At 62.2% G+C, this 22,851-nt stretch carries 14 protein-coding genes; 4 read left to right on the top strand and 10 right to left on the bottom strand.

Annotated features, from left to right (window positions below; genetic code table 11):
- Window positions 1-27 precede the first annotated feature (27 nt).
- Genes KQ659_RS01440 through lipB form a run of 3 tightly spaced genes read right to left on the bottom strand, consistent with a single transcriptional unit; the run spans window position 28 to window position 2,435 of the window.
- The gene (locus KQ659_RS01440) at window positions 28-1,107 is read right to left on the bottom strand and encodes an MraY family glycosyltransferase (RefSeq protein ID WP_216685533.1); all 1,080 of its coding nucleotides are present in this window, start codon (window positions 1,105-1,107) and stop codon (window positions 28-30) included.
- 57 nt (window positions 1,108-1,164) lie between these two features.
- Window positions 1,165-1,584 carry a hypothetical protein gene (locus KQ659_RS01435; protein ID WP_216679127.1) on the bottom strand — a complete coding sequence of 140 codons (420 nt, stop codon included), beginning with the start codon at window positions 1,582-1,584 and terminating at the stop codon, window positions 1,165-1,167.
- Window positions 1,585-1,625: 41 nt separating this feature from the next.
- The gene (lipB, locus tag KQ659_RS01430; RefSeq protein WP_216685534.1) at window positions 1,626-2,435 is read right to left on the bottom strand and encodes a lipoyl(octanoyl) transferase LipB; all 810 of its coding nucleotides are present in this window, start codon (window positions 2,433-2,435) and stop codon (window positions 1,626-1,628) included.
- Window positions 2,436-2,599: 164 nt separating this feature from the next.
- Here lipB and KQ659_RS01425 point away from each other — a divergent pair, with 164 nt between their 5' ends.
- The gene (locus tag KQ659_RS01425; protein WP_216690406.1) at window positions 2,600-2,959 is read left to right on the top strand and encodes a YraN family protein; all 360 of its coding nucleotides are present in this window, start codon (window positions 2,600-2,602) and stop codon (window positions 2,957-2,959) included.
- Window positions 2,960-3,104: 145 nt separating this feature from the next.
- Here KQ659_RS01425 and KQ659_RS01420 read toward each other — a convergent pair whose 3' ends face one another.
- Complete coding sequence (locus tag KQ659_RS01420; RefSeq protein WP_216679130.1) at window positions 3,105-4,157, bottom strand: toxin-antitoxin system YwqK family antitoxin; 1,053 nt, start codon at window positions 4,155-4,157, stop codon at window positions 3,105-3,107.
- 198 nt (window positions 4,158-4,355) lie between these two features.
- On the opposite strand from KQ659_RS01420, the gene KQ659_RS01415 reads away from it, so the two are divergent.
- Window positions 4,356-7,697 (top strand): DUF7948 domain-containing protein, encoded by a 3,342-nt coding sequence (locus KQ659_RS01415; protein ID WP_216690407.1) that lies wholly within the window; start codon window positions 4,356-4,358, stop codon window positions 7,695-7,697.
- Between the two features lie 73 nt (window positions 7,698-7,770).
- Here KQ659_RS01415 and KQ659_RS01410 read toward each other — a convergent pair whose 3' ends face one another.
- From KQ659_RS01410 to KQ659_RS01385, 5 genes are all read right to left on the bottom strand, one after another.
- Entirely contained in the window at window positions 7,771-9,036 is a 1,266-nt protein-coding gene (locus KQ659_RS01410; protein ID WP_216690408.1) for a lipopolysaccharide biosynthesis protein, read from the bottom strand.
- Window positions 9,037-9,123: 87 nt separating this feature from the next.
- Complete coding sequence (locus KQ659_RS01405) at window positions 9,124-10,338, bottom strand: glycosyltransferase (RefSeq protein ID WP_216679133.1); 1,215 nt, start codon at window positions 10,336-10,338, stop codon at window positions 9,124-9,126.
- A gap of 125 nt (window positions 10,339-10,463) precedes the next feature.
- Window positions 10,464-13,853, bottom strand: a complete 3,390-nt coding sequence (locus KQ659_RS01400) for a TonB-dependent receptor (RefSeq protein WP_226915688.1) — start codon at window positions 13,851-13,853, stop codon at window positions 10,464-10,466.
- A 275-nt stretch (window positions 13,854-14,128) separates the two neighbouring features.
- Window positions 14,129-15,817, bottom strand: a complete 1,689-nt coding sequence (locus tag KQ659_RS21360) for a T9SS type A sorting domain-containing protein (RefSeq protein ID WP_216690409.1) — start codon at window positions 15,815-15,817, stop codon at window positions 14,129-14,131.
- Window positions 15,818-16,140: 323 nt separating this feature from the next.
- On the bottom strand, window positions 16,141-18,930 hold the full coding sequence (locus KQ659_RS01385) for a TonB-dependent receptor (protein ID WP_216690410.1): 2,790 nt from the start codon (window positions 18,928-18,930) through the stop codon (window positions 16,141-16,143).
- Window positions 18,931-19,225: 295 nt separating this feature from the next.
- Between KQ659_RS01385 and KQ659_RS01380 the strand changes: the two genes are divergently transcribed.
- Together KQ659_RS01380 and KQ659_RS01375 are read left to right on the top strand one after the other, a co-directional pair.
- Complete coding sequence (locus tag KQ659_RS01380; protein ID WP_216679138.1) at window positions 19,226-20,125, top strand: YicC/YloC family endoribonuclease; 900 nt, start codon at window positions 19,226-19,228, stop codon at window positions 20,123-20,125.
- A 354-nt stretch (window positions 20,126-20,479) separates the two neighbouring features.
- Entirely contained in the window at window positions 20,480-21,016 is a 537-nt protein-coding gene (locus tag KQ659_RS01375; RefSeq protein ID WP_216679139.1) for a hypothetical protein, read from the top strand.
- Window positions 21,017-21,070: 54 nt separating this feature from the next.
- Here the strand turns inward: KQ659_RS01375 and KQ659_RS01370 are convergent, their stop codons facing one another.
- Window positions 21,071-22,822 carry a VanZ family protein gene (locus KQ659_RS01370; RefSeq protein ID WP_216690411.1) on the bottom strand — a complete coding sequence of 584 codons (1,752 nt, stop codon included), beginning with the start codon at window positions 22,820-22,822 and terminating at the stop codon, window positions 21,071-21,073.
- Window positions 22,823-22,851 lie beyond the last annotated feature (29 nt).

Genomic DNA, 22,851 nt, shown 5'->3' with positions numbered 1-22,851 from the left:
GCCCGGGGTTTGCATGGGTGCTGGGTGCTAATTGCTGCTTTCGGCGGCTAGCAGGCGGCGGGAAATACGGCTCTGGTACACGCCGAAAAAGATACTCAAAAGCGCCGAGAAGATGGCCAGGGCAGTGATGAGAACGGTATTGCCGAGGTAAGCGAACTGGATGACGGACAGCGTGACCAAGATGTTGAGCAGGCCCAACAGCAGCACGGTGCTGATTTGCTGGAAGCCCATGGCCAGAATGCGGTGGTGGATGTGGTTTTTATCGGGCGAGAAGGGCGACTTGCCGGCGGCCATGCGCAGCGAGAATACGCGCATGGTATCGAACAGCGGCACGAACAGGATGCCCACGGCTACCGACGGGGCCGAGGAACCAAAAGGCTGCCCCACCCGCAGGCCCATTTCGATGAACTGGATGGCCAGCACCGACACAATGAAGCCGCAGACGAGCGAGCCCGTGTCGCCCATGAAAATGGGGGCGCGGTGGAAGTTGTAGCGCAGGAAGCCCAGCAGGCCGCCAATGAGGCACACAGCCACGTAGGCATAGCTGCCGTAGCTGGCGCCGCCGTACTGGTAGAAATAATAACCAAATGTGCTACAGATGATTAGCACGATAGTGCCGGCCAGGCCATCGAGGCCATCGATGAGGTTGATGGCGTTGGTGATGCCCACAATCACGAAGAAGGTGAAGGCGTAGCTGATGCCCACCGGCAGGGTGCCGATGCCGAGAATGCCCTGGAAGCTGGTGAGGCGCACGTCGGCCATTATCATCACGATGCCGGTGGCCAGTAGCTGGCCCACGAATTTTTTGGAGACTGACATTCCTACAAGGTCATCCTTCAGGCCCACGAAAAACAGGATGATGCAGCCGGCCAGCAGCTCCTTCACGCCGTTTTCGAGGGGCGCAAAGATGGTGAGGGCCGACATGAAGCCGGCAAACACGGCCACGCCGCCCAGGCGCGGCGTGAGCGACTGGTGCACGGTGCGCCCGTTGGGCGTATCGAGCATGTTTTTGAGGTGGGCAATGTAGATGATGGACGGCACGGCGAATAGGGACACCAGCAGCGCCCACATCCAGGACAGGCCTAGTGGAATATCAAAATGAGTCATAGACAATACAATAAGTAGGGTAGAGTGAAGTACTGGCCGGTTGCCAACGCGACGTATTTAGCTGTGCAGCACGCCCACCCGGTTGAGCAGGGCAATGTGGGTGAAATTGTCGGGCACGATGGAATCGGGCACGAAGATAAATTTCTTGTCGAAAATCTGGGGGCCGTGGTAGTAGCTCACCCAGTACTGATTGTTGAGGTGCAGCAGGGCCGAATCGAGGGGCTCGATGGGCACGGCAGAGTGGGGCGGCACTACTTCGAAGAGGTAGCGCAGGGTGGATGTCCGGACTTTCTCGCCGTCTTCGGGCTGGCTGTAGCCGTTGGCGTTGATGATGACGTTTTCCAACGGAAACCCATTGTGGTTAAGCAAATACACCTGCCAGATGGGCTGGCCATCGGGCGTGACGGCATGGTCTTCGGCGGGTACTACGGCTACGGAAACGCCTTCTACGGGGTCAAAGGAAATGTCTTGCTTCACGGACCTCAGATTTAACGGATTTTAGGAGATTGCAACGGATTTCAGGTGGCTGCCGGCTCCTCGCTGTTGGTTGCCTCTAGCAGCGCCAGCAGGTGGGGCAGCAGGCGCTCCTGCACTTCGGCAACGGACACGGACCGGGTGCTTCCCAACTCCCGTGCCAGGGAAGTCACGGCTTTGTCGGTGATGCCGCAGGGTACGATGTGGCCGAAGTACGAGAGGTCGGGATTAACGTTGAGGGCGAAACCGTGGAGCGTGACCCAGCGGCTGCACTTCACGCCGAGGGCGCAGATTTTGCGCGGGTTGGGGGCACCTTCCTCCCAATCGAGCCACACGCCGGTGAGGCCGGCAATGCGGCCGGCATTCAGGCCGTAGTCGGCCAGGGTGCGGATGACGGCTTCTTCCAGCACACGCAGGTACCAGTGGATATCGGGCCGGAAGTTGTCGAGGTCGAGGATGGGGTAACCCACCAGCTGGCCAGGGCCGTGGTAGGTGATGTCGCCGCCGCGGTTGATGCGGTGGAAGCTGGCTTCGTGCGCCGCGAGGGCGGCTTCATCGAGGAGCAGGTGCTCGGGCTTACCGCTCTTGCCTAACGTATATGTATGCGGGTGCTCGCAGAGCAGCAGGTGGTTGAGGGTAGGCTGCGGGGCTTCGCCGGTGGTTTCGGCGGCGCGGTTCCGGACCTTGATGGCCAGGGTGGCATCCATGAGCTGCTCCTGAAACTTCCAGGTGGGCACGTAGTCGACCAGGCCCAGGCGCTGCACGTGCAGGAGCCGGTTGGGAGCGGGGCGGGCGTCGTCGGGAGCGGCGGCGTCGAGCAGTTGCGGGGGGAACTGTTCTACGAAGGAGGCCATGAGTGGGAGTTGATGAAACAGGACGCAAAGGTACTAAGCGCGGTAGGCTTTAGCCTGACCCATTGCATAGTTGTTGGCGCACACCGCCCAAACTGTTAGCTTGCGCCACGCCTGGCCCCTCCCCTGCTCTTACTATCACCCCGGTCTTTACCCGCTACCCGCCCATGGCTCACGCCCCTCACGAACTAGGCCAGGCCGGCGAAACAGCGGCGGCCGACCATTTCCTAGCCCTGGGCTACGAAGTGCTGGCCCGCGGCTACCGCCACGGCCGGGCCGAGGTAGACCTGGTGCTGCGGCGCGGCACCGAGCTGCTGGTATTTGCAGAAGTCAAGACCCGCTCTTCGGGCCAGTTCGGCGCACCCGAGACGTTTGTATCGGCCCGCAAAAAGGAACTGTTCCGCTTCGCGGCCACGCACTTGCAGGAGGAGCTGGACTGGCACGGCGACATCCGCTTCGACATAGTGGCCCTTACTCTGCTCAGCCGGGGTTTCCGCATCGAGCACTTCGAGGACGCTTTTTACTAATGTGGGGAATATGATGATGTGGGAGATGTGATGATGTGGAAATGTGGAAATGTGGAAATATGGGGAATATATTAGATGTAGTCATTCCATCATATCTTCCACATTTCCCACATCATCACATTTCCACATCTTCCACATCAAAAAATCACCGGCGCTTGGGCAGTACTTTGGCCGGGGCGCGGGGCACGGTGCGCGGGGCTACGGTGCGGCGCTGGCTGGGGCGGTCCTCAACGTCAGGCTGGCCGCGCTTTTCGATATTCTTTTCCTTGTCGAAGACGAGGACGGCGTTGCGGTTGTACTCGCGCACCAGCTCGGGCTCAGTTACTTCGGGGTCATAACCCGTTTCGCCGTACTGGTACTCGTAGTGGCGGCGGGCGCGGAAACCCCAGTACTTGGTCCAGATGCCCACGCGCTTACCGTTTTCGAACTGGCCGCGCCAGTCGGGCTGGCCATTGATGAGGAATTTGGCGTAATCGCCTTCCAGCCTGCCATTAACGTAGGGCACCACTTCGTTGATGAGGCTGCGGTCTTCGCCGTAGTAACTCACGTTGGCATCGCGCGGGAAGCCCATTTCGTAGTGGGTTTTGGCCAGCAGCACGCCATTTTTATCGAAACGCTCCCAGCGCAGGTGGCGGGTGCCGAGGGCGTAGTAGCCGGTTTCGAGCACCTTGTTGTTCTGCATTTTCTTGTAGGGGCCGTGCAGAATTTTCAGGTTGGCCGCGTCTTCTTCCACGGCGGCCATCTTCAGGACCCGGTGCTTCTTGGTGTCGTAGTAATAGTGGGCGGGCGCGTAGGCATTGAGGGTTTTCGGATACTTCAGGAAGTAGAAAATCTCAATAATCTGGTTGCGTCCCTTGGGGCCGGTCTTGGTGAAAGCCCGCTTCATCCTTTCGCCCAGGAAGACGTTTTTCTTCTTCTTTTTCGACTTGCGCTGGGTGTCCTTTTCGGCATCCTTGGCCGCCTTCTCCTGCGCTTTGGTGAGCACCACCTTGCGGGCCGTGCTGAGGGAGGGCTTGCCGTTGAGCGAGTCGCCGGGCCGCGTGAGGGTGTCGGTGCCGAGCGCGGCCACTACGGGCTGCTCGGGGTTGCTGTTGAAGGAAACGGCTTTGCGGGTACACGCCCACGGCAGCAGCGTGAGCAGCACCAGGGCCAGGGCCAGAAACCGTAGCGGCCGGAGCCACAGACTAATAATACGCATGAATCGCACGGGGTATTTTCGCGGCATCAACGCAAAGGTAGGCGGGTTTGGTGCCCGGCAATCGAGGCCCTGAAATAGAAAAACGAGTGCCGGCCAGTCCAGCACGGCGGCTGGCAGCTCCGGAGCCCGTACGTAAGGCCTGTCTATTATGGCGGATACTTTATCTTTAGCGACTCCTATTCCCTGCCGCCTTGCTCCATGAAGCCAACGCTACTTTTTACGGCTGTGCTACTGCTTAGCCGGCTTGCTGATGCCAGCGCGCAGGAAACAACCACCTCAAGTCTCGAATTTATTGAGAACAAAGGCCAGTGGGACGGCCACGCCCGCTACGCGGCGGCCCTGCCCGGCGGCCGCCTGTTTGCCGAAACCGATGGCCTGACCTTCGCGCTGCTGGCCGATGACGACGTGGCCCACCACGGGCGGCACACGGCCCACGACGCCCCCCCGGCCAACCAGGCCGTGCGGGGCCACGCCCTCACCCTGCACTTCGAAAACGCTGGCTCGGCCCTGCTCACGGCCGAAACGCCCACCACCGAACACCGCAGCTACTTCCTCGGAGCCGACCCCACGCACTGGGCCGGTGATGTGCGCAGCTACCGCCAACTGCGCTACGCCGGGCTGTGGCCGGGCATTGGGGTGCGGGTGTATGAAAGCGCCGACCAGCGCCTGGAGTATGATTTCACGCTGGCCCCGCAGGCCAATCCGGCGGCCATCGGCCTGCGACACGACGGCGCCGATGCCCTGACCCTGGACGGCGAGGGCAACCTGGTGGTGAAAACCAGCGTGGGCAACCTCACCGAGCGGGCCCCGCGGGCCTGGCAGACCAACGCGGCCGGCCAGCGCCGGGCCGTGCCCTGCCGCTACGTGCTGGCGGGGCGCACCGTGCATTTTGCCCTGGGCAGCTACGATACCGCCCGCCCGCTCACCATCGACCCGGTGGTGGTATTTGCCACCTACACTGGCTCGACGGCCGATAACTGGGGCTTCACGGCAACTTATGATGCGCAGGGCAACCTGTACTCGGGCGGCATTGCTTTCAGTGCCGGCTACCCGGCCAGCCCGGGGGCATTCCGGACCACGTTTGCGGGTCTTATTGATATTGCCATCATCAAGTACAATCCCCGGGTGAATGGGCCGGCGGCGCGGGTGTGGGCCACCTACCTGGGCGGCAACGGGCCGGATTTTCCGCACAGCCTGGTGGTGAATAACCAGGGCGAGCTGCTGGTGCTGGGCTCGACGGGCTCCAGCAACTATCCGACTACGGCCGGGGCTATACAGCGCACTTTTGGCGGAGGTACGGCGGCGGAGCCGTTTGGCAATTATGGACCGCCGTACGATATGCCCACCGGCTCGGACCTCATCGTGACCCGCCTGAATGCCAACGCCACGGCCCTGGTGGGCTCGACCTACCTGGGCGGCAGCGGCAACGACGGCGTACTGCCCCTGGACCGCAACCTCTCGCCCTTTGCCACGCAAAAACAGCTGGTGCACAACTACGGCGACCCTTTCCGGGGCGATATTCTGGTGGATGCGGCCGATAATGTGTACATCGCCTCGCACACGGCTTCGACCGATTTTCCGGTGGCGCGGGGCTTCGGCAACACCTACCGGGGCGGCACTTCCGATGGCGTGGTGTGCAAGCTCACCCCCACCCTCACGGCCATCACCTGGGCCAGCTACCTGGGCGGCACGGGGGCCGATGCCGCTTATTCCATTCAGCTGGAGCCCGGCAGCGGCGATGTGTACGTGGCCGGCGGCACCACCAGCCCCAACTTCCCGGCCACGGCCGGGGCCTACCGCACCACCCCGCTTGGCGACGTGGATGGCTTTGCGCTGCGCATTGCAGCGGCCGGCACCAGCGTGCTGCGCGCCACCTACGTGGGCACGGCCGGCTACGACCAGGCGTATTTCCTGCAAATTGGCACCGATGGCGGCGTGTACCTGCTGGGCCAGACGCTGGGCCAGTTCCCCACCACGCCCGGCCTGTTCCGCACGACCAATGGCACGCAGTTTATTCAGAAGCTCGACGCCAACTTGAACCAGAGCCTGCTCACTACCTCCTTCGGCAGCCTCGACCCCGACAACGCGGGCCGGGTGAGCCTCGACCCCACGGCCTTCCTCGTCGACCGCTGCGACCGGGTGTACGTGTGCGGCTGGGGCGGCATGGTGAACGGCCGCTACCTGCCCGATTTTCCGGCCGCCAACCCTTACCAGGAGGGCAACGGCAGCACCACCCGCCTGCCCCTCACGGCCGACGCGCTGCAATCCAATACCGATGGCAACGACTTCTACCTGGCGCAGTTTTCGGCCGGCCTCACGGCCCTCACCTACGGCACGTACTATGGTAACGTGGACCCCAACGGCGAAGGCGAGCACGTAGATGGCGGCACCTCGCGCTTCGACCCGCGCGGGGTGGTGTATCAGGCGGTTTGCTCGTGCTTTGCCTACACGGGCTTTCCCATTCCGCCGGGCGCAAACACGTATTCGACCACCAACAACAGCGGGGCGCTGGGCGGGCCGGCCGGCTGCAACAACGCCGCATTTGTGTTCAACTTTCAGCCCAATATTGCCAATGCCGGCCCGGCGCAGGCCCTGTGCGTCACGGGTAGCCCGGTGCCGTTGGTGGGTACGCCCGGCGGCGGCACCTTCAGCGGAACGGGCGTCACGGGCAGCGTGGCCACGGGCTTCGTGTTCACGCCCACGCTCGCGCTGGTGGGGGTGAATACCGTGACATACACGGTGCTGAGTACTGGCCTGTGCACCACCACCGACACGCGCCGCATCACGGTGCTGGCCCCGCTCACGGCCGGGGCCGATACCATGCTGTGCGCCGGCAGCACGCTGGCCGTGCGGCTGAGCGGCACGCCAGGGGGCGGCACGTTTACGGGGCCGGGCGTGACGGGCAGCGTGGCTTCGGGCTTCGTGTTCACGCTGCCGGCCGGTTTTACGGGCGTTGCCACGCTAACTTATACCGTCGCCAACGCCACCTGCTCGGGGGCCAGCACGGCCAGCCGACGCATATCGGTAGCACCCGTGCCGCTGGTGCAAGCCAGCTGGCAACCCGTGGCCTGCCCCGAAAACCGCCAGGTTCCGCTCACGCTGCGCTTCACGCTGGTTAGCTCCACTAATTCTGCGACGCCCGCCGTAGTCTGGGAGTTTGGCGATGGCACGCAGTCGACGGAAGCGAACCCTGTGCATACTTACACCACGCCCGGCAACTACCAGCCCCGTGTGCGGCTGCGCTACAACCAGAACCTTTGCGAAACGACGGCAACCACACCGCCAGTAGAGGTGAAAGAGCGCAAACCCGTACCCAACATCATCACGCCCAATGGCGACGGCCAGAACCAGACCTTCCAATTCGGTACCGGCTGCGCGCCGCACCTCCAGGTATTTTCGCGCTGGGGCCAGAAGGTATTCGAAGCGGCCGCCTACCACGACGAATGGAATGCCGACGGCCAGCCCAACGGCGTGTACTACTACCTGGCCACTTATCCGGATGGGCAGCAGCTGAAAGGCTGGCTGGAGGTGCGCCGATAGCACCTCCAAAGCGAGGGAGTAGCCTAGCGGGTCATGCAGAGCGCAGCGAAGCATGACCCGCTAACAAGCCTCATTACGCCCGAAAAACCATGCGCTGCCACAGCCAGCGCACATCGGCCCAGCCGGGCAGAATATCCGCCCACGTCGCCTCGATAGCCCGGCGGTAGCGCCCCACCAGGTACAGCACCCCCGCCGCGTAGGAAGCCGACATGCTCAGCGCCGCGCCCACAATACCCAGCGGCGGCACCAGCAGCAGGCACGCGGGTACCGTCACGGCCAGCCCCAGCAGCGTAGCGCGGTTGTTGATGCCGTACTGGCCCGTACCGGCGAAGTAGGTACTGGCCTGCATGCCGCCCCCATTGATGAGAATGCCCGGTGCCAGCGCCATAATGACGCCGTGCGCCGCCCCGAACTCCGGCCCGAAAATGGCGACCAGCCACCCGGCCGGCACGGTGGCCAGCACCAGCACCGCCGCTGCCGTGGCCAGCAGCGTGAGCCGGCTGCCGCGCAGGGCGGCGTGGGTTTGCTCGCGCTTGTCGGGCGCGTTCACTAGGGCCACGTATTGAATGAGCGCTGTGCTGCGCGGAATCAGCCAGATGGCCTCGGCCAGCGCCACCCCCACCGAGAGGATGCCCAGCGCCCGGGTATCGGCCAGGTACACCACGGCGTAGTAGCTGAAACGGTAGTTGGCGAAGGCCAGCAGGTTCGACAGGTGCGCGCCCCGGCTGTGGCGGGCCAGCTCGCGGGCCGCCGCCCGGCGACGGATGCGCCGGCTGCCCCAGGCATCGGGCAGGCGCAGCAGCAGCGCCGTGCTGATAAGCCACGGCAGGCCGTAGGCCAGGTAGTTGGCGTAGTAATAAGCATCGATGGAAAGCCAGCGCAACGGCCCGAACGCCACGGCCAGCGCCACGGCCAGCAACCCGGCCTGCGTGGTAGTGAGCACGTTGTAGGTCCGCTCCCGCTGCCGACCCAGCAGCAGAAACACGTTGATGGACAGCAGAACCTGCACCAGCGCCACCGCCCCGAGGTGCAACACATAAGCCGTGCTCACCGGCCGCAGCAGGCCCACCAGGGCCGCCCCGCCCAGACTCACGAGCGCGCCCCAGCCGTAGGCTGGCAGCAAAAGCAGCCACACGTTGCGGCGCGGCACCAGATATATTAAGGATGAGCCGCCCACCAGCCCGGCCAGCAGCGCCAGCCCCGACACATCGGTCACAAACAGGCTGACCTGCCCGCGCCCCGCCGCCCCCAGGCACCGCGCCGTGAGCCACACTACCGCGAAGCTGAGCCCCGCCGTGAGTACCCGCGCCGCAAAATGCTGAAGAATGCGCTTAATCATAGAGGAGGGCAGGTATTCGTCGGCTTCCGGCTGGCAGACACCTGCTGAAGCCAAAACGCCGGCCTTTGTACCGGTTCTGTACTTTTATTACTCGTTTAATACTTTTTGATACAATTCTCCAAAGGCCTGCCCTATCGCTGCCGGTGCACACCGCGCCGTAACATCAGCCCGCAGCTGCATTGGCTCGAAGCGAATATTTTTGTCAACCACCTGTTTGATAGCATTTTCCAAAGCTGCTTCATCATCAGGATTCACTAGCAGGCCAAAGGCATTTTCGGGTTGAAAAAGCTCCGGCACGCCGCCGGTGCGGGTGGCCACTACCGGGCAGCCGCTGGCCCGCGCCTCCAGCAGCACGCAGCCGAAGGTTTCGGCCCGGCTGAAAGACACGAGGGCGGTGGCGCGGGCCATCTCAGCGGCTACGGCCTCGTGCGACAGCTTGCCGAGGAAGGTTACGGTGCCATCGGCCAGCAGGCCCAGCTCGGTGGCGTAGGCGTGCAGCGCCTGCTCGTCGGGACCGTAGCCGGCAATGCGCAGCTTCAGGCCGGGCGAAGCGGTGCGCAGCCGCGCCACCACCCGCAGCACGCCGGAGATGTTCTTCACCTGGTCGTGAAATGCCGAAACGTGCAGCAACGTGGGTTGGTGGGTTGGCGGGTTGGCGAGTTGGCGGGTTGGTGAGTTAGGATGGAAAAGCCCGGTATCTACCACGTTGGCAATGACCACAGCGCGCGGGTTCACAAAGCCCAGCGCGGCCATAGCCCGCCGCAGCCCATCCGATACGGTGTGCAGGGCTGCCGCCCGCTGCACCACCGCCCGCGTGAGCACCCGCCGCAGCCATGATATGCCGCCTGCCCGCTCAGGCAAATACAGTGTCCAGTGCTCGGTGACGATGAACGGGATGCCGCGCACCGCCCGCAGCGCCCACGCAAAAAGGCCCGTGCGCAGCAGCACGTGCACATGCACCAAATCGGGCGCCTGCCCGGCCCAGTGCCGCCGCAGCCGCCGGTAGCCGCGCCCCAGGCACCAGAAATACAGCAGCAGCTTCAGCGGCTTATCAACCAAAGCCAGGCCGGTGGGTGCGGCGCGGTAGTAGTAGCGCAGCGTGGGCCACGGGCCGCTAAAATCCTCGTCGGCCGCAATCAAGCCCGGCAGTGGCCCCCGCGCCACGGCCGCAAACAGCACCGCCACGTCTGCTCCGCCATGCGCCGCGATGGCTGCTACGTGCCGCGCCACGAAGTCGCCATCCTGGTCGTCGTAGCGGTTGGGGTACCACTTGGGAAGATGCAAAACACGGGGCAATTTCAAGGGAGAAATGCGGAGAATGAATGGGCCGATGGGCCGGCAAGTTACGGCCTGGGCAAAGGGCCGACGCATAAAAAAGCCGCCGCTCCCAAGGGAAGCGGCGGCTTGAAGAGTGGCAGGCTTGCGAATTAGAACGAGTAGCGCAGGCCCAGCTGCCCCTGCCAGCGCGAGGCCAGCTGGTCGATGGAGTAGGTGGCCGGCGTGCCGTAGGTGAAGGCCGGGCGGTTGAACGAGTTGGCGTTGTAGCTGGTCGAGATGGCGCCGGCGCCATCGGCGTAGCCCACCTGCGTGAGGCCGGTGCCCAGCGTCGAGTTGAAGGTGTTGGGCACGAAGTACTGACGGCCCCAGTTGCTGTTCAGGAAGTTGCCGAAGTTGATGATGTCCAGCGACACCTGGATGGTGTGGGCCTTGGGCGTGATGCCGGCGGCGTTGGCCTCCAGGTTGCCGAGTTTCACGTCCATCATCAGGCGGATGTCAGCCTGGTTGTTCCAGGGGGTGCGGCCGGCGTTGCGCTCGGTGTACTGACCCCGGCGGGTTTTCAGGTAGCTGTCGTTGTCCACGAAGCTGTTGAAGGCGGCGCTTTGGGCACCGGAGGCATCCACACCGTAGCCGTTGGGGTTGGTGGTGGGCACCACGGGGCCGGCCCCTTTATTCACAAACACGATGTCGGAGCCCGAAGTCGGGATGTAAGCCAACTGCACGTTCTGCTGGCCGTTGCCGAAGAAGTTGTTGTTGTACACCCAAGTGTAGGGCGAGCCGCTGGCATAGGTCAGCACCGAGGTGAAGTAGCCGGTGAAGCGCTGGGCGAAGGTTTTGTGCAGGTTGATGGAAGCCACCACGCGGTGGCGCAGGTCGAAGTTGGAGTAGGCCAGGGCGGGATTGTTCACGTTCAGGGCCGGGTTCAGCTCCCAGTTGCTCTGGGGCGAGTTGCGGATGCCGTTGCTGATGTCCCGGCTCTGGCCGTAGGTGTAGGCCACCGAGGCATCCACCAGATTGTTAATGGTCTGGCCCACCGAGCCGGTGAGCTGGTAGCGGTAGCCCTTCTGGGTGTTGGTCAGAAAGAAGGCGTTCGAGAAACCCGAATTCACCTTGCCGCTGGCGTACACGGGGCTCTCGGTGGGGCCGTTGGCCAGGTAGGTCACCTTGTCGTTCAGGTTGATGTTCTCAAACTGCACGTCCTGCAAGGTCTTGGTATAGAGGCCTTCCACCGAGAAGCGGGTGCCGGTTTTCAGCTTGACATCGAAGGCCAGCGACGAGCGCCACACCTGCGGCATCTTGAAGTTGTTGTCCACCAGGTTTGCCTCGGTAGGGCTGCCCTTCAGGTTGTTAGGGTTATAGTTGGCCGTGGGTAGCTGGCTGTAAATGTTGTTCGGGTTGGTGTTAAGGTAAATGGTTTTAGGACCCGTGTTGCTGGCCGACTGAATGTTATTGTAGTCTACCGAGTTGAAATTCACGCCGTTGTTATAGTAGGCATAGCCAAACCAGGCAAACGGCACGCGGCCGGTGAAGATGCCCGAGCCGCCGCGAATCACGAACGACTGGTCGCCCTTCACATCGTAGTTGAAGCCCAGGCGGGGCGAGAACTGCACCTGGCCCAGGTAATTATTATTCAGCTGCGTCCAGGGCGTATGCGAGTACGTCTGGTTCAGCGTGTTCACGTCGTTCTGCGGGTTGTTCACCAGGGCCGTATTCAGGGCCGGCTTGGTGGGCAGCGAGGCAATATCGAAACGAATACCGGGCGTAATTTTCAGCTTATCGGTCACGTTCCACTCGTCCTGCAGGTAGGCGCTGTAAAAATTGATGTTGAAGGCCGCCGACGGGTTGTTGTAGTTGTACTGGTAGGAGTTGTCGCCCACCGTGCCGTTGTTGTAAGTACCGCGGATGCGGCTGGGCTTGTCGGCCAGAAAGTCGTTCACGTTGTTGTACTCGATGCGGCCGTTCCAGGAGTTGATGAAGCCGTAGTCGATGTTGTAGAACTCGTTGTGCGTGCCCAGCGTGAGGGCGTGCGCCCCCACGTAGTACGTGAAGTTGTCGGTGAGCTCAAACGTCTTCTGGCGGGTGTTGAAGATGCTGGCCTCGCGGTCCGAGCCGAGCAGAATCTGGTTCGAGCCCGAGTAGTAGCTTGAAGTACCGAGCGTGCCCGGCGTAGTGCCCACGTTGTTAATCTGCACCGACGGAAACAGGTTGGCCTGGCCGCCCAGCAGGTCGCGGTAGTCGTGGATATTGGTGTAGCCCAGAATCAGGTTGTTGGCAAACTTGCTGCTGAAGTTGCTCTTCACCTCCAGCACCGTCGAGTTTTGCACGTTGTGCTGGGTGAAGTCCTGCGAGCCAAACTTGAACAGGCTGCCCGACCGCTCCAGATTAGTGGCTTCCGAGGTGATGAAGTTGTGGCGCAGCGCAATGCTGGTCTTATCGTTCAGGTTGAAGTCGATACGCCCGAAAATCTTGTTGCTGTTCGCGTGGATGTTGTAGGCCCCGTACTCGCCCACATTGTAGCTGGCCGTGCCCAACGAGCCATCGGCGTTGCGTACCGCGTAGTTATTCAGCTTACTGGTAATGGCCTGGGCCAAATCCGTGGTTACCGGCGAGCCGGGCGTGCCGGCGGCGTAGAACTGCGGCTCTTGGCGGCGGGCAATTTCGGCGTTGGTGAAGAAGAACAGCTTGTTCTTGATGATGGGGCCGCCGATGCGGAAACCCGTCTGGTAGTCGTGGTAATCCGAGCCGATGCGGGCCTTTTCGCCGTCGATGCTACGGCCGGTCACGTTCTGGTTGCGGCCGTAGCCATACACCGAGCCCGTAACCTCGTTGGTACCGGAGCGCGTCACGGCATTCACTGAGCCGCCCGTGAAGTTGCCCAGCTTCACATCATAAGGGGCCACCGAGGCCTGAATTTCCTGAATGGCGTCAAGCGAAATCGGGTTGGCGCGGGCCGAGCCGCCGGGCAGGCCGCTGGTGCCGCTCTGCCCGCCCAGCGAGGGCGAAAAGCCGATGGCGTCGTTATTCACGGCCCCGTCCAAGGTCACGTTGTTGTAGCGGAACGAGCTGCCCGCGAACGAACCGTTGGCATTGCGCGGGTCGAGGCGCGTGAAGTCCGACAGGCTGCGCGAAATGGTGGGCAGCTGCTGGAGCGCTTCGCGGCCCACGGTGGTGCCGGCCCCGGTTTTGGTAGCCTGCGTGTTGCCCACCACCACTACTTCGTTCAGGGCCTGGCTCTCGGTGGCCAGCACAAAGTTGAGGCGGGTGGTATTACCCAGGGTCAGGAATACGTTGTCAATCTTCTGCTCTTTGTAACCCACGTAGGTTACGGTTACTTCATAAGGCCCGCCGGGGGCCAGGTTCGGAATCGTGAAACGGCCGTCGGGCTCGGTGCCGGTGCCGCGCTTGGTGCCAGTGGGCAGGTTAGTGGCCACCACGGTCACCCCAATAAGGTCTTCGCCTTTGTCGGAAGTCACTTTTCCGCTCAGTGCGGATGTCGTTACCTGCGCCGAAGCCAAGTGTTGAATGAGCAGAAAAAGCAAGCTGAAAAGAGAGGCTCGCAGTCCAATAACATACTTCATGATGAAGGGGGGAATGTTTGAGCCACAAAGTTCCGGCGATATCCAAAGGCTTAACATGAAGATTGATTCATGAAATTGTTATGCCTCAGAATGGTTGGTAACAATAAGGCAACAACCATTCTTGCGTCGGCACCAACCAGCCACCCATAAAAAAGCCTGCCCCACGAATGGAGCAGGCTCCTAGTCGGACTACAATACGTCACCCATAATTAATCAAAACACTCTATATCAAATATTTACTGCGATACCACGAAGCGGACCGACTGCGTAGTTTCGGCGGTGGCTACCGTGGCCATGTACAGGCCGGGCTTCAGGCCGGCGGGCAGGGCGATGATTTGCGGGCCGACGGCCAGCTTCCGGCCCGTGGCTACCGTGGCCACGAGGCGGCCGGTGGCATCCAGCACGCGCACCGTGGCGGTGGTGGCCGTGGCTACCGTGAAGGACAGCTTGGCGGCCCCGGCCACGGGGTTGGGGTACACGCCCAGCTCCAGCGACTTATCGGCGGCGGCTTTGGCGGCCAGGGTCTGGCCGGCCAGGTTGTAGCAGGTAATCTGGGGGTTGAAGTTGGTCCAACCGGCGGTCCAGTCGGCGTTGGGGGTGCCGGCCGGGGCCAAGGCCCCACGGTAGGTCACGGGCGTGAAGAAGCTGCCCGCCAGCTTGGCATCGGTGAAGGAAGCGCCGGTGGCCAGGGGCGTGGTAGCCAGGGGCACGAAGCCGGGAGTCGTGAGGGCGAAGTTGCTGGCATTCAGGTTCAGCGAAGCCACCGTGGAGGTGGTGTCGTTGGTGGCGCCCAGAAACTGCTTCACGTTGTAGGTGCTGCCGTTTACGCGGGTGGCTACCGCCCCCCGGGCAAAGCCGGCAAACACGTTATTTTTCAGCACTAGCGTGCCGTTGGTGGCGTTCACCACCGAGTTGGTGGCCGAGAACGGCGCGGTGCCCTCGTCCAGCAGCAGGCCCACGGGGTAGCCGGCCACCACCGAGTTGAACACGCTCAGGGCCGAGTTGCGGCGCAGGTGCATGCCGCGCTTGTAGTTGGTATTGAGCGTGCCGCTGGTGGGCACAATAAAGTTGCTCATGTTGGAGAAGATGGCCGAGGTCTGGGGCAGGTTGTTCGAGCCCTGGGCGTCGTTGTCGCTCTCGAAGCCGTTCGAGCCGGAGGCATCGGCCACGTTGGGGTCGCGCAGGGCTACGCCAAACTGCACCTTGCCGTGGAAGCCGTTGTCGGTATCCCACTCGTCATCAATGCCCCGGAAGGCGATGAGGTACTTGGCATTCACCGAGCCGCCAAACCACTCAAAAGAGTCATCGCCGGAGTACGAAACCTGGATGTGGTCGATGGTGGTGCCCGCCCCTACCCCACCCAGGGTCAGGCCGTTGATTTCGTTATCGGTGGTGAAGGCCACACCGGGAAATTCGATGCGGACGTACTGCAGCGTACCGGAGTTGTCGTTGTCGTCGGTGCCCCCGAAGAAGGTATCGGGCGTGAGGCCACCCTCAATTTTGGACAGCGGCTGGGCGGCCGTGGCGGGAATGTTCTGGGTGGCGCGGCCCAGCAGAATCAGTCCGCCCCAGTCGCCCCGGGCCCGCGAGCCGGCCGGCTGGTTCGAGGTGAACACGATGGGCTGCGCGGCCGTGCCCCGGGCATCAATGCGGGCGCCCTGTTTGATGGTGAGCGTGCCCTTCGAAGCCTGGTCGCCCTTGATGATGGTGCCCGACTGAATGGTGAGCGTAGCGCCGCTTTCCACAAACACAAAGCCTTGCAGCAGGTAAATATTGTTGTTGGTCCAGGTGGTGTTGGCCGTGATGCTGCCCGATACCACGATGGGCGTAGGAGCGACGGGGCAGGTGGTTTGGGCCTGGGCCTGCGGGGTGGCGGCGGCTATCGCGGCAAGGGCCACGAGGGCCGAGAGTACAAGCTTTTTCATAGGGTATCGGGGTGAAATGGCGATGGATGAAGGAATGATGATTACCGGTAAAAAGGTCTGTTCAGCAGCCCATCAGACAGCTCAGCCCGGGGTTACCATTGGGTTAGAGGGGTATTATCTTATCGTGTTGCCCCGGCCCGACCAGCCCGCAAAAAAAGCCCGCCGCACAGGACGCACGGCGGGCTTTTTTGCGGTAACATCGGGGCTCAGCGGAACGCTGTAGGGGCGGGGCTTGCCCCCGCCCGGACGCTGGCACCGCCATTACGATTCCGTTCACCGACGGGCGGGGGCAAGCCCCGCCCCTACGCCGAAATTCCTCTGGCTTAAAACTTATATGTGAGGCCGGCCGTGGAATACTGCCCCCGGCGGAAGCGCCCAAACGCGCCCCGGTCGGCACTGCTGATGCCGCCGCTGCGGTCCGAGTCGTAGTACTGGCGGGTGTACTGGTTGAGCAAATCCTGGATGCCCACGCGCACGTCGAGGTGGGGGCCGAAGCCCTTGGTCACGGCCAGGTCGATGACGTGGCGCGGCAGCTCGAAAACCGAAAAGTTCTGCTTGTTGCTGCTGGCAAACAGGATGCGCGGCCCAATCACGTTGTACTGCGCCGACACCTGCCAGCGCCGGTCATCATCCTGATAGAAAATGCCGGTGTTCACCACGTAGGGCGACTGGCCCTGCAGCGGGCGGTTGTTGTCCACGGAGGTGTCGTCGCCGCTGGCCAGCGACACGCGGCTCTTGATGAAGGAGGCATTCAGCACAAAGGAGATGTGCTGTAGAAAGGGGTTTTCGGTCAGCTCAACCAGGCCTTTGCGGGCCTCTACTTCCACGCCTACATCATAGGCGCTAGCGGCATTAAGGAAGCCCAGGTCCAGGGTCGAGCCGTTGGTGCTGTTGGTTACCTGCTCGATGGCATCGGTGAAATGCTTGTAGAACACGCCCACCGACAGCAACTCCGACTTCGACGGATAAAACTCGTAGCGCAGGTCGGCGTTGTAGATTTTGGCCGTGCGCAGCTTGTTATTGCCCTTGATATTCGCGTTGTTAGTAAAATCGTAGTACGAGTAGTTGGCGATTTCGCGGAACTCCGGGCGGTTCACCGTTTGGCTGGCAGCCAGGCGTAGCAGGCTGCGGTCGTTGAAGTTGTAGGTGGCGTTCAGCGAAGGCAGGAAGAAGTAGCGCTTCTCCTCGTAAGCCGGCGTGGCGGAATCGCCCGTGCGCAGAAACTTACGGTTGTACTCCAGCCGCACGCCGCCCGAAATGCTGAACCGGTCCGAAATTGGAGCCACGGCGCTCAGGTAGCCGGCCACCAGTGTGTTATCGGCGCGGTAGCTGTCGAAGTTGGTGGTGCCTTCCTTCAGCACGAAGCCGGTTTTGGGGTCGAGGTTCCGGGGCGCGAAAATCTTGTCAATGGACAGCGTATCCAGGTCGTAGTTGTGGAATTCCTCGTTGCCGGGAACGTAGGAGAAGAAGCGGCTGGCGTAGTTGCGCTCCTTGTATTCGGTGTAGAAGCCGGCCCGCAGCTTGTACTGGTTAGCGCGGGTCGAGTCGCGGTCCGTGAGGCGCTGCTCCCACTGCCCGCTGGCCATGTAGGTGTTCTCCTTCAGCTTGGAAAAGTACGTGGAGTTGTCCTGCTGCGAGCCCACCTGGCTGATTTCCACCCGAAACGGCTTCTGAGGCTCGCCAGGATTCGGCACATCGCGGCCGGTGCGGAAGCGGCGGTAGTCGGGCTCATCGCGAAACACATAGTTGTAGCCCGTGGCCCAGGTTACGGTCGAGTTGCGGGCGGCGCCCACATCGTGGCTGCCGCCCAGCTGCCCCGAGTAAATGGTGCGGCTTTGGTAGTGCAGGGCATAGTTGTCGCGCTCGCGGCCGTTGCCGCTCTGCACGTAGTCGAGGCCCGTGCGGCGCACCACTTCGTCGGTGCCGTACTGGTTCAGGAAGTTGCGGAAGTCGATGCGGCTATGGTCGTTCAGGCGGGCCTGCCAGTTGTGAATCACGCCCAGGCGGCTGGCCGTCAGGGAGCGCAAGTCGTTGTAATTGTAGCTGTAGGAGCCGCTGCCGGTTTCCAGCCGCTGGCGCAGCACGTCGTACTGCTCGTGCGTATTCGAATAAGATGCCGAAGTCACGTTGCTCAGGTATACCTTCCCGATTTCAAACTTGCGCGTGAGGCCCAATGAGGCGCGCAAATCGGGCAGAGCCGTGCTTAGCGTGGGTTTCCACTCATTGTGCAGGTCGCCAATGGCCTGCTGCAGCTGGTCGCGGCTCAGCTCGGCCTTGCTATTGTAGGGCTGGTCGCCAATGGCGGCTGGCACCTTGCGCAGGCCGTTATCGAAGCCCAGCCAGTCGGTGCTGCTGCGCGAGCTCTGCTGGTAGCCGCTGCCGAAAGTGGTACCCGAGCGGCCCCAGCCCGAAATGCTGAAGTTGGTCGTGTTCTCCAGCACCGAGTTCTTGGTATACACCTTCACCACGCCGCCGCCAAACTCGCCTGGCAGCTCCGGCGCACCCGATTTGAAAATCAGAATCCGGTCAATTACTGATGAGGGCAGGATATCGAACGAGAACGAGCGGGTATCCACTTCGGCGCTCGGCGTGAGGGCATCGTTTAGCAGTACCGTGTTGTACCGCTCGGCCAGGCCGCGAATCACGATGAAGTTGTTGTTCTGAATGGTCACCCCCGGAATGCGCTTCACCACTTCGGCCGCGTCGCGGTCCAGGGTCTTCACAATCTGGTCGTTGCTCATGCCGCTCACCACCACCTCGCTTTTTTTCAGGTCCTGAATCAGGGCCACTTCGGTGCCGGTCTGCTTCACGCCGGTCACGGTCACCTCAGTCAGGCTGGTGGCACTTTCCTCCATCAGGCCGTTCAAGGCAGTGGTTTGGCCGCTTTTGATGACGATGCCCGGAAAGGTGAGCGGCTTGTAGCCCACGTAAGTCATCGTAATGTTATAGGTGCCCGCGTCGAGGGGCAGCGTGTAGGTGCCGTCCACGTTCACGGGGGCGGCCAGCGTGGTGCCCGTCACCAGCACCGTGGCCCCGATTACACCCTCACTGGTCTTCTTATCGGTCACTTTACCCGCCAGTGTACCCGGCTGGGCCAGAGCTAAGCCACTCACAAACAACCACAAAAATCAAAGTAGATAATACCGCATACACTTCATGTTGGTTTGATGAAGTAAAATTACCGGGGCCTTATTACGGCATAGTAGCCCACACATTGCCCTATTGTTATGCGCCGATTTCAGGGCTGCACGGGCCGCCGGGGGCTACTACTTTTGCGGTCTTTTTCGCCTTTTGGCAGCCCGCCGGGGCACGCGGCCAGCCGCCCGCCGCGAATGCCGTTCCTTTGCAGTCTCAACCACCGGCCCCGGCCGGTAGTCCTGCTTCCTGCTCACCGCTATTCTCTTTCGGATGCTCCTCTCCATGACCGGCTACGGCCAGGCCCACCACGAAACCGACGCCTACACCGCCACCCTCGAAGTCAAGTCGCTCAACTCCAAAACCCTCGACCTGACCCTACGCCTACCCCGCTTCCTGCTCCCGCACGAGCTCGAAATCCGCAACACCGTGGCCAAAGCGGTACTACGCGGCAAAGTCAACCTCACCCTCGATTTTGTGCGGCCCGCCGCCACCCGCGCCGCCGCCACCCTCAACCGCGAAGCCCTGCTCGCCGCCTACCACGAGCTGCAGGCCGTGGCCCAAAGCCTGGGCCTGCCCACCGGCGAAGCCACCCTGCTGGCCGCCCTGCGCCTGCCGGGCGTCATCCCCACCGCCAACGAGGCGCGCGATGCCGAGCCAGCCGCCGAAGACGTGACCTGGGCCGAGCTCCAGCCGCTGCTCATGCAGGCGCTGGCCGCCATGCAGCAGTTCCGGCAGGACGAGGGCCACACCCTCACCACCGAGATAATGGGCTACATTGCCACCATCCGGCAGCAGCTGGCCGCCGTGGAGCAGCACGACCCCGCCCGCATCGAGCATGTGCGCCAGCGCCTGGCCGGCCACCTCGCCGAACTCACCAGCCACGAGCAGTTCAACGCCACCCGCTTCGAGCAGGAGGTGCTGTACTACATTGAGAAGCTGGACATTGCCGAAGAGAAAGTGCGCCTCGCCGCCCACCTCGCCTACTTCGAGCAGGCCGTGCTGCAGCCCGACGAGGCCGTGGGCAAAAAGCTCGGTTTCCTGGCCCAGGAGATTGGCCGCGAAATCAATACCATCGGCTCCAAGGCCAACGATGCCACCGTGCAGCACCTGGTGGTGGGCATGAAGGAGGAGCTGGAAAAAATCAAAGAGCAGCTGAATAATATTCTCTAGCCAGTCCCCTTTTTTTAACCGGTCACATTGGCCTCTATGGCTCTTCCGTTCGCCCAGCAAAAGGCTCAGTTGAACGAAAATCGATAAGGCAAATTAGATTTTACCAACTAATTTCAAAATCTGACAATGGCCCTTTTGCTATATGGCCAGAAAATTGTGCAGTACTTGCATCTGGGCCATCATGCCTTCAACGGCGCGATTAATAGGCATTTATTAGTGATTTCAAACCTGGCCCAGTCCGCATTTGAAAAAAAAATCGCAATATTTGTGCCTTCAAAGTTGGATATCTGATTATTGTATCTAGCTTGGGTTACAAATAGGCCGTTAGTTACCAACCCCTTATCCCCCATTAGTATGAAATCTACATTTTTACTCTGTATTCTGGGGCTTTTCTTAACAGCTGCGCGCCCCGCATCCGAGATTGAGCTCGTTAAGAAGCGGGTGCTCAGCGAGCGGGTTGAAATCCTCATTCCCAAGGGCTTCGAGGTAATGACCGAGCAGCAGATGGACTTTGCCTATGCCAAAGCCCAGAGTCGCCCGAGCGTTATCTTCACCAACAACAACCTCATCAGCCTCGCCTTCAACTACAGCGACAACGATGCCGACCAGGACATGGTGGACATCTACTCCGCTTCGTTCGGCAAGACTTACCATAAGCAGTACAAGGACGCCACCTGGTTTGGCGACGGTGTGAAGAACATCAACAACCGCAAGGTGGGCTACCTCGAATTCATGAAGCCCGAGATGGGTCACGAAGTCTACACGCTGGTTTTCTTCACCGACGTGGAGGGCAAGCTGATGATTTGCACCTTCAACTGTGCCGACCGTCAGAAGCCCGAGTGGGAGCCCATTGCCAAGCAAATCATGCTCTCGCTGAAAGCCAAAGGTTAATATCCCCGCAAATCAGTATCGTGGTCGGTGGTTGAACGCAAGTTCGGCCACCGACTATTTTTTTGCCGCTGGGGCCGCGCCTGCTTCGTTCAAAAAGTCGCGCACCAGCCCGAAGGCCCCGGCAAATCCGGCCAGCGACAGGGCTTCGGGCCGGTCATTTACGTCGTGGTAGGCGGCGCTGCCGCCGCGCGTGTACATGAAAAAGGCTGGCACGCCGGCTTCGGAAAACGGGAAGTGGTCGGAGTTGGCGGCGCGGCCGCGGGCCCCCAGGGCGGGCAGGTAGTGATGGGCATTATTAAGGGCCAGAAGGCGGTGGTATGGGGCCTCAAACAGTTTCCCATTCACGACGGTAGCGCCCTGCTCGCCGGTGCCCAGCAGGTCGAGGTTGAACAGAAACTTGATGCTTTTGAGCGGCACCAGCGGGTGCGTCACGAAGTAGCTGGAGCCCACCAGCCCGGCTTCCTCGCCCCCAAACAGCAGGAACACGACGGAATAAGCCGGGCGGTTTTCGGGGCGGGCGTAGTGGGCGGCCAGCTCCAGGAGCAGGGCCACGCCGCTGGCGTTATCGTTGGCCCCCGGGAAGTACACGTCCTTGCCCATCATGCCGAGGTGGTCGTAGTGGGCCGAAACGACGAGGAAGGAATCGGGCCGAATGGAGCCGCGCACCACGGCGGCCAGGTTCTGGGTCTGGTAATTGCGCTGGAGCTGGGCGTCGACGCGCACGGTACTCCACACGGTACGGCCCTGGGGCGCGCCGGTGGCAGTATCGCCAAAAATAGCCTTATCGAGCCACAGCGGCATCTTTTCGGCCAGCACTTCTACCCGGGGCTGGGCAGCTTGCTCAGCGGCCAGCGAGGCGGTGAGCTTGGGCACCACCGTAATCCAGGCGGCGGCGGCGTTCAGGCGCTGGCGCAGCGCAGCGGGCAGCGTGGCCAACTGGCTGGCATCGGCGGCGCGCATCAGCAGGATGCGGCTGCGCCACTCCGTGCGCAGGTAGCGGGCCTGCACCGTGGGCCTGGTGAAGACGAGGGTATCGAGAAGCACGAGGCGGCCCTTGGCGGTGCCGGTGCCCGAATTGGGCGCGGCAATGCAGGCCGTGCCAGCTTGCCAATTCGTCAGCTTGCCGGTGGGGCCATCGGCTTTGATGGAAGCGCTGACTACGCCGGGAAACGTGTTTACGTCCAGGATAAAAGGCTGCGTGTAGTTGGGGGCCAACGGCGTTAACTTCAACTGAGCCAGCTGCCCGCGCAGGTAGGCGGCGGCCAGATGCTCGCCCTGCTTCACATAGCCCCGGCCGTAAAGGTTAGGCGCGGCCAGCGCCTTGATGGTGCGGCGGGCCCGGGCGCGCAGCAGGTAGGCATTCTGCGCCCGCGCTGGCATTGGCACGGCGCTAAGCGTGGCAGCGGCGGCCAGCACCAGCCACAGCCCGCTGGCCAGGGGCCGGGCGCGGCCGCCATCCTGCCGGGCCGACCAGACGGCGGCCATGCCCACGGCCAGGGCCGCGCCAATACCGTCGCTCAGTAGGTCCGACCATTCGCCGTGGCGGCCCAGGCGCATGGTCATTTGCAGCACTTCGATGAGGGCTCCGAACAGGATGCTGCCGACCAGCACTACCCCGCCGGCGTGGCGGGCCAGCCGGGGCCAGCGGCGCTGCCGGTGCAGCGAAAACCAGCTCAGACCTGCCAAAACGGCGAACACGCCCGCATGGGCGGCTGTGTCGAACGACAGCAGCTCCCACACGGGCGTGCGCGGCATTTCAGCAGAAGGGGTAAGCGTAAGTACCAGCACCACAGTGGCCCATGCCAACGGCAAGGCAGCGTAGGGGCGGCGGGAAC

The organism is Hymenobacter siberiensis, from assembly GCF_018967865.2.
Taxonomy (GTDB): domain Bacteria; phylum Bacteroidota; class Bacteroidia; order Cytophagales; family Hymenobacteraceae; genus Hymenobacter; species Hymenobacter siberiensis.
This window is presented reverse-complemented; position numbering and strand designations above follow the sequence as displayed.